Source organism: Pseudomonas sp. S37 (assembly GCF_016658545.1).
Lineage (GTDB): Bacteria > Pseudomonadota > Gammaproteobacteria > Pseudomonadales > Pseudomonadaceae > Aquipseudomonas.
The window spans coordinates 1-14,773 of sequence record NZ_JACVZC010000002.1 but is presented as its reverse complement, the minus strand read 5'-3'; the positions used below and the strand labels follow the sequence as shown (position 1 = coordinate 14,773).

Sequence of the window (14,773 nt, the reverse complement as noted above, 5' to 3'; positions counted from 1 at the left end):
GGCGTTGCGCGATCGCTGTAGGAGCGGCCTTGTGTCGCGATAGGGCCGCAAAGCGGCCCCAACAATTTGTGCATTTACTTTGAGATCCTGGGGCCGCGTTGCGGCCCCATCGCGACACAAGGCCGCTCCTACAAAAAGCAGACCAGGTCAGGTTTGGGCTTTATTGCCCCAACCGGCTGGAAAACTGCCCCACCACATCCACCACCCGCTTCGCCCCGTCCTGGATCTCGACAATCACGCTACCCGTCTCATCCGCCAGCGCCAGCCCCTGTTCGGCCTGGCGCTTGCTGGTGTCGATGATCGCCACCGCCGCCTGGGCCAGTTGCTCGTTCTGCTGCACCACCCGGGCGATTTCCTCGGTGGCGGTGCTGGTGCGCGAGGCCAGCTGGCGCACTTCGTCGGCCACCACGGCAAAGCCACGCCCCTGCTCGCCCGCGCGGGCTGCTTCGATGGCGGCATTCAGCGCCAGCAGGTTGGTCTGCCCGGCAATGTCGCTGATGGTCTTGATGATCGAGCCGATCACCCGCGACTGGGTATCCAGTGCCTGAATACCCTCGGCCGCCTCTTGCATCGAGGCCTCCAGGCCGCGCATCACGCTGACGCTCTGGGTCACCACATCGGTGGCCTTGCGGGCGCTGGCATCCGTCCCCAGTGAAGTGGTGTAGGCAACATCTGCCGCCTCGGCCACCGCCTGCTCCTGGTTGACCTGATCGGTGATCACGGTGGCGAACTTGACCACTTTGTACAGCACGTCATGGGCATCGAAGATCGGGTTGTACGAAGCCTCCAGCCAGATCACCCGGCCATGGGCATCGATGCGCTTGAAGCGCTCGGCCACGTACTCGCCCCGGCGCAGCTTGTCCCAGAACGCCTGGTAGCCGGTCGAGTTGGCCTCTTCCGGCTCGCAGAACATGCGGTGATGCTTGCCGCGAATCTGCTCCAGGCGGTAGCCGACGGTGGCCAGGAAACGGTCATTGGCGGTGAGAATATTGCCATTGAGGTCGAACTCGATCACCGCAGTGGAACGCATCAGCGCCTTGATCAGGCTTTCATGTTCGCGCGAGGCCTCGATGGTGCGGGTGAGGTCGCTGGAGTGCAGGGTGAAGTACTTGATGCGCCCTTCGCTGTTCTTTACCGGTTGCAGGATCGACCGCAGCCAGGCTTCCTGGCCATTGCCGCGCAGCAGGCGGAACGCGCCGTTCAGGTGCTCGCCACGGCTGATCGCGCTTTTCATGCGCTGGTAGAAATCCAGTGATTTGACATGAGCAGGGACGATGTCCTCGATGTTGCGTCCAAGCAATTGTTCGGCACGGTAGAGCATCTCGCTCTCAAAGTTGCCATTGACCATCTCGATCCGTCCCTGGGGGTCGAGTTGCAGTACCAGCATCTCGCTGTCGAGGCTGCTCTTGACCTGTTGAATAGACAACAGGTCTTCGCGCAGTTGCCGGATTTCTTGCTTGAGCTTGTTGTTGAACATCACCGCTCTCCTATGGAGCGCATCAGCTAGTCGAATGCATCTTCATCGGCTGCCGGTGACACCTTCTTGAGTGCCGTGCCAGGAAATATTCGTGGGTCGGTGGTCAGGCGTCATCTGTACGTCACATGGCAGTCATATTGGCGCAACCGAGCAGGCGGAAACTTTTTGTCATGAATACACCCGCCCTACGCATCACCCTGGTCAGCGAAACCTTCCCACCCGAAATCAACGGCGTGGCCAACACCCTTGGCCGCCTCAGCGAAGGGCTGCGTCAACGTGGCCATGAAGTTGAAGTGGTGCGCCCGCGCCAGGCCGGCGAAGGGCCGGTGCACAGCGACCCGCAGCTGATGCTGTGCCGGGGCTGGGCCTTGCCGGGCTACCCCGGTTTGCAGTGGGGCGAGGTGTCGATGCACAAGCTGTTGCGCCGCTGGCGCCGACAGCGCCCGGATGTGCTGTACATCGCCACCGAAGGGCCGCTGGGGCTAAGTGCTTTGCGTGCGGCGCGGCGCCTGGGTGTGGCGGTGGTCAGTGGTTTCCATACCAACTTCCCGCAGTATTCCGGCCAATACGGGCTGGGCCTGCTGGCGCGCATGCTCACCCACTACCTGCGCTGGTTCCATCGGCGCACGGCGATCACCCTCGTCCCTAGCCTCAGCCAGCGCCTGGAGCTGGAGCGGCGTGGTTTCGAACGCCTGGAACTGCTGGCCCGGGGTGTCGATGCCTGCCTGTTCAACCCGGCGCGGCGTAGCCAGGCGTTACGCGATAGCTGGGGGCTTGGGCCGGACGATATCGCCGTGCTGCATGTCGGCCGGCTGGCGGTGGAAAAGAACCTTGGCTTGTTGCGGCCCTGCCTTGAGGCACTGCAAAAGACTTACCCACAAAAGCGCCTGCGCCTTGTTTTTGTCGGTGACGGCCCACAGCGCGCCACCCTTGAGCAACAGTTGCCAGGCGCGGTGTTCTGCGGCGCCCAGCGCGGCGAGATACTGGCTGAACACTATGCCAGCGGAGATCTGTTCCTGTTCCCAAGCCTGACCGAAACCTTTGGCAACGTGGTACTCGAAGCCATGGCCTCGGGGTTGGCGGTAGTGGCTTATGACGAGGCCGCTGCAGCGCAGCATATTCGCCATGGCCATAGCGGCGCGCTGGCCATGCCGGGGGACCAGGCGGCGTTCATTGATGCGGCTTGCTGGTTGCTGGAAGAGGAAGAGACGCTACGCCGGGTACGCTTGAATGCTCGCCAGCATGCCAGCCGCCAGGGGTGGGCGGCGATTGTCGAGCAGTTTGAGGGGTATTTGCATAGTGCCTGCCGGCAAATCGGGGGCGCGGCTGAGGGTTCGACGCAATATGTGCAGCGCCTGTGAGATCGAGCGCCGTGCGCGCGGCGCTCGATCTAACAGGCGCTGAAAATACTGTGCCAGGCACTACTCAGGCCAGCGCCTTCTCGATTGCCTGCACCACCGCCGGGTCATCCGGCGCCGTACGCGGCGAGAAGCGCGCCAGCACCCGGCCATCCTTGCCGACCAGGAACTTCTCGAAGTTCCAGCTGATGTCACCCGGGAACTCCGCGCCCTCGCCCGCCAGCAGGCGATACAGCGAATGGCGCTGCGGCCCGTTGACTTCCAGCTTGCCACCCAGCGGGAAGCTCACCCCGTAGTTCAGACTGCAGAAGTCCTGAATTTCCTTTTCGCTACCCGGCTCTTGCCCGGCAAACTGGTTGCACGGCAGGCCAAGCACATTGAAGCCCTTGTCCTTGTAAACCTGATAGAGGTTTTCCAGGGCCTTGTATTGCGGCGTGAGACCACACTTGGAAGCGACGTTGACCACCAGCACCACTTGGCCCTTGAACGGTGCGAGGGGCAGTTCCCCGCCGTTCAGCGCGTCCAGTTTCAGCTCGTGAAATGCACTCATGACGAATCCCCTCTCAGCTTCCCGGGTGCCTCACAGGCGAATTACGCCCACTAAAAAGGCGCTCGTCCAAACCGTTCACCTCCCGTAGGAAGGCAAATCGGTTTGCCCGAGCGCCTGGCGACTTTCTGAGCTTAGCGCAGAAAATCAGTGGTGATGGCCACCTTCACCGTGGATGTGACGGTGAGCGATTTCTTCGTCGCTGGCGTCACGCACGTTGACCACCTTGACCTGGAAGGTCAGGCGCTGGCCGGCCAGCGGGTGGTTGCCGTCAACGGTGACGTCGTCGCCGTCGATGTCGCGGATGGTGACGATCTGCATCTGGCCGTCCGGCGCCGAAGCGTGGAACTGCATGCCGACTTCCAGCACGTCAACGCCTTCGAACAGGCTGCGGTTCAGGGTGCTGACCAGCTCGGCCAGGTATTCGCCGTAGGCGTCTTCCGGCTCGATGGAAACGTTCAGTTCGTCACCGGCTTGCTTGCCTTCCAGGGCTTTTTCCAGGCCCGGGATGATGTTGCCGGCACCGTGCAGGTAAACCAGCGGCGCACCACCGGCGGAGCTGTCGATGGTCTCCCCGGCGTCGTTGGTCAGGGTATAGTCGATGGAGACAGCCTTGTTGGCGGCGATCAGCATGGGGCAAGACCTTTTGCAAAAGAATGTAGAGCGCACAAGTGTAACCAAGCCATCGCCCGATTGCGAACGCACTGGGGACCAGCAGCGGCCCATCAGTCGGATCACCGGCTTCCATCAGGACGAAGAAGGCCACTGGGTGGCCGAACTATCCTGCGGCCACACCCAGCACCTGCGTCACCAGCCACCGTGGCAGTCACGCCCCTGGGTGCTTGACCCGGTACAGCGCGCACAACGCATCGGCCAAGCTTTCGCGTGCGGCTGGTGCGCACAAGGGGCCGATAGCGCTACCCTTGGCCGTTAATTTCTTGCACCGCTTATTTCGAGAAGCACGCATGCAGACATTTTTCATTGCGCCGACCGACTTTGGTGTCGGCCTGACTTCGATCAGCCTGGGCCTGGTGCGCACCCTTGAGCGCGCCGGCCTGAAAGTCGGCTTCTTCAAGCCGATCGCACAGCCTCACCCGGGTGACACCGGCCCCGAACGCTCCAGTGAACTGGTCGCCCGCACCCACGGCATCAAGCCGCCCGTGCCATTGAGCCTGGCCCAGGTCGAACGCATGCTCGGCGACGGCCAACTGGACGAGCTGCTTGAGGAAATCATCCGCCTCTACCAGCAAGCCTGCGTCGGCAATGACGTGGTGGTGGTTGAAGGCATGGTGCCCACGCGCCACGCCAGCTATGCGGCGCGGGTCAACCTGCACCTGGCCAAAAGCCTGGATGCCGAGGTGATTCTGGTCTCCGCGCCAGAAAATGAAGTGCTTAACGAGCTTTCCGGGCGCGTGGAGTTGCAGGCCCAGTTGTATGGTGGCCCACGCGATCCGAAAGTGCTTGGCGTCATTCTGAACAAGGTGCGCACCGACGAAAGCATGGCCGATTTCGCCACGCGCCTGCGGGAGCACTCGCCCTTGCTGCGTGGCAATGACTTCCGCCTGCTGGGTTGCATCCCTTTCCAACCGGAGCTGAACGCACCGCGCACACGCGATGTGGCCGACTTGCTCGGCGCCCAGGTACTCAATGCCGGCGATTACGAGCAGCGGCGCATGAGCAAGATCATTATTTGTGCGCGTACGCTCGCCAATACCGTGCCGCTGCTCACCCCCGGGACTCTGGTGGTGACCCCGGGCGACCGGGACGACATCATCCTTGCCGTGAGCCTTGCCGCTATCAATGGTGTGCCGCTGGCGGGGTTGCTGCTGACCAGCGATACCAAGCCCGATGCACGCATCCTTGGCCTGTGCCGCGGCGCGCTGCAGGCTGGCCTGCCGATCCTGTCGGTCAGTACCGGCTCGTACGACACCGCCAACCAGCTCAATTCGCTAAACCGCGAAATCCCGGTGGATGACCGCGAACGTGCTGAGTTCATCACCGACTTTGTCGCCAGCCACCTCGATGCGGCCTGGCTGCACCAACGCTGCGGCACGCCGCGTGAACTGCGCCTTTCACCCGCGGTGTTCCGCTATCAGTTGATCCAGCGTGCGCAGCAGGCCAACAAGCGTATCGTCCTGCCAGAAGGCGCCGAGCCTCTGCTGGTGCAGGCTGCGGCGATTTGCCAGGCCCGTGGCATTGCCCGCTGCGTGCTGCTGGCCAAGCCCGAGGATGTCGACGCCGTAGCCCGCGCCCAGGGCATCACCCTGCCGCCGGGCCTGGAAATTCTCGACCCAGAGCTGATTCGCCGGCGCTACGTAGAGCCGATGGTCGAGCTGCGCAAGAGCAAGAACCTCAATGCACCGATGGCCGAGCAGCAACTGGAAGACCCGGTGGTGATCGGCACCATGATGCTGGCCCTGGATGAAGTGGACGGGCTGGTTTCCGGCCTTGTGCACTCCACCGCCAACACCATCCGCCCTGCCCTGCAACTGATCAAGACTGCACCGGGTTCGAGCCTGGTGTCGTCGGTATTCTTCATGCTGTTCCCCGAGCAGGTGCTGGTGTACGGCGACTGCGTGATGAACCCGCACCCGAGCGCCGCCGAACTGGCCGAGATTGCCCAGCAGAGTGCCGAGTCGGCGCAGGCTTTCGGCATTGCGCCACGGGTGGCGATGATCAGTTATTCAAGCGATTCAGCCAGCGATGAAGAAGTCGGAAAAGTGCGCGAAGCGACACGCCTGGCACAGGGCGCGACGCAGGGGCTGCTGATCGATGGGCCGTTGCAGTATGACGCGGCGGCCAACCCGGCGATTGCCCGTGAGTTGGCGCCGGGCAGCCCGGTGGCCGGGCGAGCCACGGTGTTCGTGTTCCCCGACCTGAACACCGGCAATACCACGCACAAGGCTGTGCAGCGCAGTGCCGACGGGGTCAGCCTGGGGCCGATGCTGCAGGGGTTGCGCAAGCCGGTGAACGACCTGCCGCGCGGGGCTCAGGTGGACGATATCGTGCACACTATTGCCCTGACGGCGATTCAGGCAAGCGTAGCGCGCTGAAAAACCGGGACTGCGTTGCAGCCCTGTGGGGGCGGCTTTAGCCGCGAAGAATCCAACACGGTGCATGGCACCGGCTACGCCGGTGTTCGCGGCTAAAGCCGCTCCCACAGTGTCCGTGCCAATTCAATGAGTTATGTGCATTTCCATGAGAGCGGGCATGCCCGCTCCCACAGGGCCGCAAGGCGGCCCCGGCGGTCAATCAGGGATACTGCTGAACCTGGCCCTGCTGCTGGTCATATTGCTGCCCCGGAATAGGCTTCAGGTTCACTTCCACACGGCGGTTCTGCGCACGGCCATTGGCATCGGCGTTGCTGGCGATCGGCTGGTCCGGGCCCATGCCACGTACCGACAGGCGCGAGGCGTCCACACCCTGCGAAGTCAGGTAGGTGCTGACTGCCTGTGCCCGGCGCTGGGACAGGTCCATGTTGTGCTGGCGGCTGCCGGTGCTGTCGGTGAAACCAACCACTTCGATGGTGTTCTGGTTGAACTGCTTGAACGACCCGGCCAGGTTGTTCAGCGGCTGGTAGAAGCTCGGCGCGATGTTGGCCGAGTCGGTAGCGAAGGTGATGTTGCCCGGCATGATCAGTTTGATCTGGTCACCCTGACGCTGCACTTCCACACCGGTGTTGGCCATTTGCGCACGCAGTGCGGCTTCCTGCTTGTCGGCGTAGTAGCCGTAACCGGCAGCCGCTGCACCCACTGCGGCAGCGCCGATCAGTGCACCCTTGCCACGGTTGTTGTGGTCGATGGCGGCACCGGCGACAGCACCCGCCAGCGCACCCAGGCCGCCGTACTTGGCAGTCTTGCTCATCCCCGTGGAGCCCTGTGCCTGACCCTGGTTGTCATAAGGGTTCTGGCCGGCACAGCCGGTCATCACGGCAGCGGCAGTTGCGACGATAATCAGACGACGCATGGTGAACATGGACAAGCTCCTACTGAATTCATGAATGCGGCAGATCACAAAGGGATCTATGCCAGCCTTGGAACACGCGGGCAATGAAAAATTCCATGAAAGTGCCTTCATGTGCCATCAGGCCCGCACGAAGGGGTTTTCGCGCATTTCGTCACCCAGGCGGGTATCAGGCCCGTGGCCGGTCACCACGATGGCCTCCTCGTCCAGCCGGTACAGCCGCTCCTTGATGGAACGCACGATAGCCCGCTGGTCGCCACCCCACAAATCGGTGCGGCCAATACCACGACGGAACAGGGTGTCACCGGCGATCAGCAGCTTGGCATCGGCAAACCAGAAGCTCATGGAGCCTGGCGTATGCCCCGGCGTATGCAAGGCTACGCCGCAACCGCAGGCCAGTGCTTCGTCGTCACCCAGCCAGCGATCAGGAGCCGGCACCGGGGTGTAGGGCACGCCGAACATCTGGCACTGCATTTCCAGGTTGTCCCACAGCACCTGGTCATCCTTGTGCAGGTGCAGCGTGGCGCCCGTCAGTTCCTTCAGCTTGCCCGAGGCGAGGAAGTGGTCGAAGTGCGCGTGAGTGTGGATGATGCTTACCAGCGTCAGGCCGTGGGCCTGCAGGCGCGCCAGGATCTTGTCCGGGTCCCCGCCCGGGTCGACGACGATGGCTTTTTTGGTCAGCGGGTCGCCGATGAGTGTGCAGTTGCACTGCAAGGGGCCTACGGGGAAGGTTTCGCGGATGAGTGCTGGCGGGGTTTGGGTCATTACACGTCTCATGGGAATAGCGAAGAGCACAGGTAGTTTTGAGCCTGCCTGTTTGATCAAGCATACGTACAAGCTCGCACTCTTATACAAGCGGAAAACCGGCCAGTTGGCCGGTTCTCAGAGTAATACGAGCGTACCGTAAGGCGCTTTGGATTCCGAGCTGCTAACCCTTAGGACGCAGCGCCTGCAAGAGGACCTGCCGGCTCGAACTCTGCCCCCTTTGTCTTCGCAACCTGTAGGAAGCGCAGCTGGTTACTGGAGACTCGACCTGCAAGGCGTCTTGCTTCAGCCTCGAATCTGGCGATAGCAAGCATCTCCACTTGTCTCGTTTTGGATCGCATGGTCACCTCCAAAGCTTGATCAATTATCGATCGATGTTATTAGGGATCAACCTGAATCACAAGCCGCCCTTCTGCAGTCCAGGTGAAGCCAAGCGCCTCATATACGGACCTCGCCCCCTCCAGAGGGTCTTGGATTTCAATCTGTTTACATTCCAACATGCGAGCGTAGAAGTCTACCGATGTCAGCGCCAAAACCGCGACCTCTCCCCTGAGTGGATGCGACTTGCGAGGACTACCTTGTAGCAGTATGACCTTGATACATAGGCGGCTCTTTCTAGGGCTTGCATAGCAGAGGCCACAAAGCTCGCCTCCGTACCAGATGGCAACATCGATCCCCTTGGGGTCGGCATCCTTCCACCCGACAATCTCCTCCCATGGAAACTGACAGCTACTTTCTGGCCATTCAAGGCATTCGGAGATGGCTTCGTGCGTTATCGGTTCTATCCGTACCTGACCCGCCTCGACACCCCCTCTCAACAGATCTGGCTGGCGACAGAGCAACTCATGCGTGAGGATCCGGGCCTGCGAACGAAAAATCTGATATCGAAGCTTGCTGATGCGCCTTCTCATGCCGGGACCGCATTCAAAATGAAGTCTCCCCCCATTCAGAACTCACGACCCACCGGCCGCATGAGGTCCCACGCCTGCAAGTCTCTCGGCTGTGGAGCGCTGAAGTCGCACAGAGCGAGGAGCGATGCAAGGTCATGGCGCTTTACGCCGGCACCTGCTTCTGGCTGAAGCGCATCCATTCGTAAGCTTTCAGCGGGTGAGAGGTGTTTAGAGTTCGGGGTAGATGTCTTCATTGCTGTGCATGCCAGTAGTCGGTGAATACCTCATAACTACCAGCATGAACAGCAATGAAAAAGAGCTCAGCAGCTCATTTGGCGGTCATCAGACGGCTCCTACAACACACAATGAACTTCCGCTCCCCAACTGGGCATAAGCGTTGCGCAATGTGTCAATCCGCACTGTGTTCTGCACGCTTATCTCAAGGCAGGAACAACCTGAACAACCCTCCCCCAAGCGCCCCGCCGTTGGAAATTTCGATCCGCCCGCGCACCCCGCCGCTTTCATGCAGCGCCGCAATCCGCGCCGCAAAGTACAGCCCCAAGCCGGTACTGCCACTGGTCGAATCGATGCCCTGGATGTACTCCTGCTGGCGCTCGAGCATGCGTTGTGGGTAACCTGGGCCGTCATCGTTGACGCAAATGGCCAGTTGGTTGTCAGCCTCTTCAATACTGATCAACAAGGCGTGCCCGGCAAAGCGGGTAGCGTTGGTGATGACGTTGGCAATCACCGAGGCCACCAGTTCGCGGTCGAAAAAGCCCAGCGGGTTGTCGGTGTCGATGCGCCAGGTGGCGAGGATGTCGTTGTGCTTCAGCACTTCTTCATGCGCGGCCAGTTGCGCTTCGATGAAGTCATCCAGTTCATGGTAGTCCGGGCATACCGGCAACTGGTTCACACCGAGTTTGTACAACCCCAGCAACTGCACCAGCATGCCGTTGAGGTGGCGAAACTCGTGCTCCATCATCCCTTGCTCGGCACCGCCGCGCAGCTCTTCGGGCAAGCGTTCCACCCACTGGCTATGGGACTGGATCAGCGCCGCCAACGAACTTTTGAGGTCGTGCACGGTGGAGGCGATCACCGTGGAAAAATCCAGCCCCTGATTGTCTTGATTCATGCGCCGAACACTCGGATGTGCAGTTTGCGGTAACGGTCATAGCGATTGTCGCTGACAGGGATACCAGCCACGCTGGTCAAGGCGTCGCGGCACTCCTGCATGATCGCGGGCTGAGGGTTCTCACCACCAATGCGCAGCAGCGCCTGGGCGGTGTTGAGGGCGATGCTGATGTTCTTCGGCTGTAAACCCAATGCCTTGCGGAACAATTGCAACGCCTCGCCGAGCTGCCCTCCCTGGTAACTGCGCACACCCTGGCGATTGAGGGTGACCGCTTCGGTAATGGCGTTGAGCACGCTGGGGTCGTCGGTCAGCTTGCCCACTTTCTCCATGACCTTGGGGTCATCGCCATAACTTTCCACACAGCTCTTCAGTACGCCGATGGCGGCGGCGTCCTGGCCCATTGCCTGCAACTGCGCGGCAACGGTCAGGGCCGAATCGACCGAGAAGAACTGGTTCATCTTGTCCAGGCGCTGGATCGCCTGCTCGGTCAGCTTGGCTGCCGTTTCCGGGTCGCCGGCCTGCTGCAGGCTGGCGGCTTTCATCATCCGCGCACGCACCTGCAGGCCCTGGTCCTCGGGGTTTTCCTTGGCCACTTCACTGAGCGTGGTGTTGATTTCGACCCGGGTACGGGCGTCCAGGCCAAAGCCTGCGTTCTTGCTCATCAGCGCCTGCACCAGGCCAAGGTTGTTTTCGGCATCCTTGTAACGCGAGCTCTGCCCTTGGTTCACTGCATGGCGGAAGGCTTTCGAGGCGCTCTCGAAATCTTCGTTTTCCAGCGCCAGCTTGCCCAGCGTCGACTGCCTGCGCACCGACAGTGGCGACAGGCGTACGGCCTCTTCAAGCAGGCTCTGCGCGCGCTTGGTTTCGCCTTGGGCGACCAGCACTTCAGCCATACCATCGTACAGACTCGGCATGATCGGGAACGCCTTCAGCGCTTGCTCGTACACACCCTGTGCCTGGGCATTCTGCCCACGCTTTTGCATCAGCGCGCCCAGTGCGGCATACACCCACGGCTGCGGGCGGCTGGCCAGGATGGCCTTGAGGAACTTTTCCAGTTCGTCGAAGCGGTTGAGGTTGCGCAAAGCATCGGCCCGATAGCGCAGGCACAGCGGTGCCAGGCGCGGGTCCTTCTTGCACAGCTCGGCGCACGCCGCCAGTACTTCGGCCGGGCGGTTACGGTCCAGGGCCTGCAGGATCGGCTTGAGCAGCGTCTTGCGCTGGAACAGTTTTTCGACGCGCTGGGCCAGCCCGACCCGGTTGAACGGTTTGGTCAGGTAGGCATCGGGCTCGTGCTCGATGGCACTGAGGACAATGGCCTGGCTGCTCTCGGCAGTGACCATGATGAACACGCACTCATGGCTGATGTGCTTGTCGATGATCAGGTCTTCGAGTACCTGCTGGCCGTTCTTCTTGCCGTCGCCCAGGTGGAAGTCCTGCAGGATGAAGTCATAGCGCTTCTGCGCGCACATGCGCAGCGCCTGCTCGCCGCTGTCAGCGGTGTCGACGTCACGCACACCCAGCTCGCGCAACATCGAACGGGTCGACGTGCGAAAGTCGGTAAAGTCGTCGACGATCAGAAAGCTCTTTTGCCCGTACTGCAGCATCAACACGACCTGCCTTGGAATGATTGAAAAATCGCGCGAGGCGATGCCACCGATCGCTGTATCGGCAGCCGGTCGGGAAAGATGAGGGTAGAGCATTACCGGCCACAAACCATGGCCTCAGGCCATTACTTTAACGGGCCAGGAACGCCAGGGCCAGCCTCATGCCAGCAACCCCAGGGATTTGGCCTTGGCCACTGCCTGGGTACGCCGCTCTACCCCCAGTTTGCTGTTGATATGGCTGGCGTGGGTTTTCACCGTATGCAGCGAAATGAACAGGCGCTCGCTGATCTGCTGGTTGGAGCAGCCTTGGGCAATCAGTTCCAGCACCGCCAGTTCGCGACCACTCAGCGCCTCGCCGCTGCCCATGCTGGCGCTTGGCAGCGGCGGCAGGCGCCTGAGCAGTTCGGCCTGAACCGGGCTCGCAGCAGCTGCCTGTAATTGATCGTGAAGCCACTGCGGGTGTTGCTCCAGCAGCGGCTGGAACGGCTGCAGCACACCGCCCGCCGCGGCCTCCAGCAAGCCGGGCAGCAACTGCGCAGCCTGCCCTTCCCGGCCTTCGTGCAGCAGCAGGGCAAGCCACTGGCACAGCGCGTTGACCGTGAGCATCATGCCGCCACTGGCACGGCCACGCTCGACCAGGCCGGCCAGGCGCTGCACGGCGGCGTCACCCTGCAACTGGATGCGTTCGAGCTGTGCCTGCTGCAAGGCAATGTGCAGCGGCAGCAGCGGGTGGAACTCTGGCGCCGCCGCCGGCTGCTCGCCGCCATAGGCCTGGCCCAGGCGCAGCAACCAGGACTCGGCCAGGTCGATGCGGCCCTGGGCCAGCCACAGTTCGCATTTGACCAGGGTGATCATGGCCAGGTAATAGACCGGGGGCACGTCCCAGATGTGCATCAGCCGTTCCGCCTCGGCCAGCTCGGCAAACGCCTCGGCAAAGTGCCCTTCCCGGCCATCGAGCGTGGCTATCACGCAATGGCCGATAAGCACGCTGATATCCCGGCAGGCACGCGCTTCGCCCAGCCCTGCGCGCAAGCGCGCGCGGCCCTGGGCCGGTTGCAGGCGCGAGACCAGCAGGTAGCCTTCATACAGCGTCAGGCGTGCACGTACCGCATACAGCCGCTGCGCCGAAAGCCCTTGCAGGCGCTGCAGGCCCTGACGCACTTCATCCAGTGCGCGCAATACCTCGCCACGGGCGTGCAGCACACGTGCCCGGTCGTAATGGGCCAATGCTTCGAACAACGGGTTGCCGACCCGCTGGGCCAGTTCCAGGGCCTCACGGTTCCAGCCACGGGCGCGCCAGAAGTCGCCATCGGCAATGGCCAGGTTGGACAACGTCGACAAACACACCAGGCGCTGGCCATAACGCTTGCCGGGCAGGCTCTGCAGCGCTTCACCGCAATAGGCCAGGGTGCGCTCGCGGTCGCCACGGCCCCGGGCAATGACCCCGCTCAGCGCCAGCCACTGGGCCAGCATGGACTTTTGCGCAGTCGCCGAGGGCGCGGGCAGGAAGCGGCTGAGGTAACCCGCCAGTTCTTCGGCCGCATCCAGCTGGCACGCCAGGCCCAACGCCCAGCTGTACAACACGATCAGCCGCGGCGTGCTGATCAGCAGGCTGTCGGGTAGGTCCATCTTCCAGCGCAGCAGCATGCCGACATTCTGCTCGGCCAGTAGCTGCTCCTCGGACAGGCTCTGTACCAGGTCGGCGGCCACATCGAGATGGCCGGCACGCAGCGCCTGCTCCACCGCCTCATCCAGCAGGCCCTGGCGCTGGAACCAACGGCAGGCACGCAGGTGCAGGCCCGCCAGCGGCTCACTGGCCTGGCGGCTGCGCAGCAGGTCGGAGAACAGGTGGTGATAGCGAAACCAATGGCCATGCTCGTCCAGCGGCACCAGGAACACCTGGTGCGCCTGCAGGAAACGCAAGATCGAGGCGCTATCATGGCGACCGCGCACGGCATCGCACAGCGAGGCGCAGAAGCGCTCCTGGCAGGCGGTTTCGTACAGAAATGCCTGTACATCGGCGGGCAACATGTCGATGACTTCTTCAAGCAGATAGTCGCGGATCAGGCCTTCACCACCGTGCAACGCCTGGGGCAAGGCCTGCTCGTCAGCGCTCTCGCTGGCGGCCAACTGCCAGAAGCGCAACCCGGCCACCCAGCCATCGCTGCGCTGGATCAGGTTGTCCAGGGCCTGGCCACGCAGCGCGGTGGGCTGGCGACCGATCACCGCCAACGACTCTTCGGCAGTGAGGCGTAAATCCTGTTCGTTGAGCTCGACCAACTGCCGTGACAGGCGCAGCCGGGCCAGGTGCCAGTCCGGCCGCTGGCGACTGGTGACCAGCAGCACCAGACCAGGGGGTAAATGATTGAGGAAAAACTGCAAGCAACGGTCGAGCACCGGCCCCTGGGCAAGGTGATAGTCGTCCAGCACCAGCAGCAAGGGCGTGTCGGCACGCAGGTACAGCGCAAGCTCGTCGAGCAAGCCATCCAGCCACTCTTCAAAGGCGAATGGCTGATGGCGCTGGCGCATTTTCAAAAGGCCCATGGCCTGGCCGCCCAAGGCCGGGCAGTACTGCTGCAGGCCCTCGAGCAAGCGCTCGAGGAAGCGCCCAGGGTCGGCATCGCGCTGGCTCAGGCCCAGCCACAGGCTGCGCCAGTGCTCTGGCAGTGCTTCGCAAAACTCGATGGCCATGGAGCTTTTGCCGAAACCTGCCGGGGCATTGACCAGCAGCAACCGCCCGCCAAGGCCGGCGTGCAAACGCTGGCACAAACGCAGGCGCGGCACGTGGCCGTCCGGTAGCGGCGGCCGGAAGAAACGCCCGTCCAGCAGGCCAAGGGCCTGGGTCGCGAATCCATGCGTACGGGACAGATCTGTCATGGCCGGCTCGTTCTGGGTGGAAGACTACGGCGATATGGATGATTGCGAGACTAGCCGGTAACGCTGCGCATTTGAAGATGATGGGCACAATTGCCGTGGAAAAGACTGCGACAAAAAGCAACATGGCTGATGGACAGGGGCTGGGGCGGGGGTTTGGGGA

The 14,773-nt window shown here is 62.4% G+C and carries 10 protein-coding genes and 2 pseudogenes; 3 read left to right on the top strand and 9 right to left on the bottom strand.

What is annotated here, in order from left to right; genetic code table 11:
• Positions 1–160: 160 nt before the first annotated feature.
• Positions 161–520, bottom strand: a pseudogene (locus IAE39_RS30045) (methyl-accepting chemotaxis protein); the annotation flags it as partial.
• Positions 521–748: 228 nt separating this feature from the next.
• Positions 749–1,348 (bottom strand): annotated as a pseudogene (locus IAE39_RS30040) (PAS domain-containing protein); the annotation flags it as partial.
• A 299-nt stretch (positions 1,349–1,647) separates the two neighbouring features.
• Here IAE39_RS30040 and IAE39_RS00865 point away from each other — a divergent pair.
• Entirely contained in the window at positions 1,648–2,838 is a 1,191-nt protein-coding gene (locus IAE39_RS00865; RefSeq protein ID WP_201198501.1) for a glycosyltransferase family 4 protein, read from the top strand.
• A gap of 64 nt (positions 2,839–2,902) precedes the next feature.
• Here IAE39_RS00865 and IAE39_RS00860 read toward each other — a convergent pair whose 3' ends face one another.
• Positions 2,903–3,385 (bottom strand): glutathione peroxidase, encoded by a 483-nt coding sequence (locus IAE39_RS00860; RefSeq protein WP_201198500.1) that lies wholly within the window; start codon positions 3,383–3,385, stop codon positions 2,903–2,905.
• A gap of 144 nt (positions 3,386–3,529) precedes the next feature.
• The gene (locus IAE39_RS00855; protein WP_119368847.1) at positions 3,530–4,015 is read right to left on the bottom strand and encodes an FKBP-type peptidyl-prolyl cis-trans isomerase; all 486 of its coding nucleotides are present in this window, start codon (positions 4,013–4,015) and stop codon (positions 3,530–3,532) included.
• Between IAE39_RS00855 and IAE39_RS00850 the strand changes: the two genes are divergently transcribed.
• Positions 4,014–4,316 carry a DUF3565 domain-containing protein gene (locus IAE39_RS00850; RefSeq protein ID WP_201198498.1) on the top strand — a complete coding sequence of 101 codons (303 nt, stop codon included), beginning with the start codon at positions 4,014–4,016 and terminating at the stop codon, positions 4,314–4,316. The genes IAE39_RS00855 and IAE39_RS00850 overlap by 2 nt on opposite strands.
• A 31-nt stretch (positions 4,317–4,347) precedes the next feature.
• Positions 4,348–6,435: a phosphate acetyltransferase gene (pta, locus tag IAE39_RS00845; protein ID WP_201198496.1), complete on the top strand. Its 2,088-nt coding sequence runs from the start codon at positions 4,348–4,350 to the stop codon at positions 6,433–6,435.
• A gap of 199 nt (positions 6,436–6,634) precedes the next feature.
• Here the strand turns inward: pta and IAE39_RS00840 are convergent, their stop codons facing one another.
• The 5 genes from IAE39_RS00840 to IAE39_RS00820 all read right to left on the bottom strand — a co-directional run bounded on the left by IAE39_RS00840 (position 6,635) and on the right by IAE39_RS00820 (position 14,613).
• Positions 6,635–7,357 carry an OmpA family protein gene (locus tag IAE39_RS00840; RefSeq protein ID WP_201198494.1) on the bottom strand — a complete coding sequence of 241 codons (723 nt, stop codon included), beginning with the start codon at positions 7,355–7,357 and terminating at the stop codon, positions 6,635–6,637.
• 108 nt (positions 7,358–7,465) lie between these two features.
• A complete protein-coding gene (locus IAE39_RS00835; RefSeq protein WP_201198487.1) occupies positions 7,466–8,110 on the bottom strand; it encodes an MBL fold metallo-hydrolase in 645 nt (214 codons plus the stop codon).
• 1,329 nt (positions 8,111–9,439) lie between these two features.
• A complete protein-coding gene (locus tag IAE39_RS00830; RefSeq protein ID WP_201198485.1) occupies positions 9,440–10,132 on the bottom strand; it encodes a sensor histidine kinase in 693 nt (230 codons plus the stop codon).
• Positions 10,129–11,736 (bottom strand): tetratricopeptide repeat-containing response regulator, encoded by a 1,608-nt coding sequence (locus IAE39_RS00825; protein ID WP_201198483.1) that lies wholly within the window; start codon positions 11,734–11,736, stop codon positions 10,129–10,131. The genes IAE39_RS00830 and IAE39_RS00825 overlap by 4 nt, the downstream gene beginning before the upstream one ends.
• Before the next feature lie 159 nt (positions 11,737–11,895).
• Positions 11,896–14,613 carry a LuxR C-terminal-related transcriptional regulator gene (locus IAE39_RS00820; RefSeq protein WP_201198482.1) on the bottom strand — a complete coding sequence of 906 codons (2,718 nt, stop codon included), beginning with the start codon at positions 14,611–14,613 and terminating at the stop codon, positions 11,896–11,898.
• Positions 14,614–14,773 lie beyond the last annotated feature (160 nt).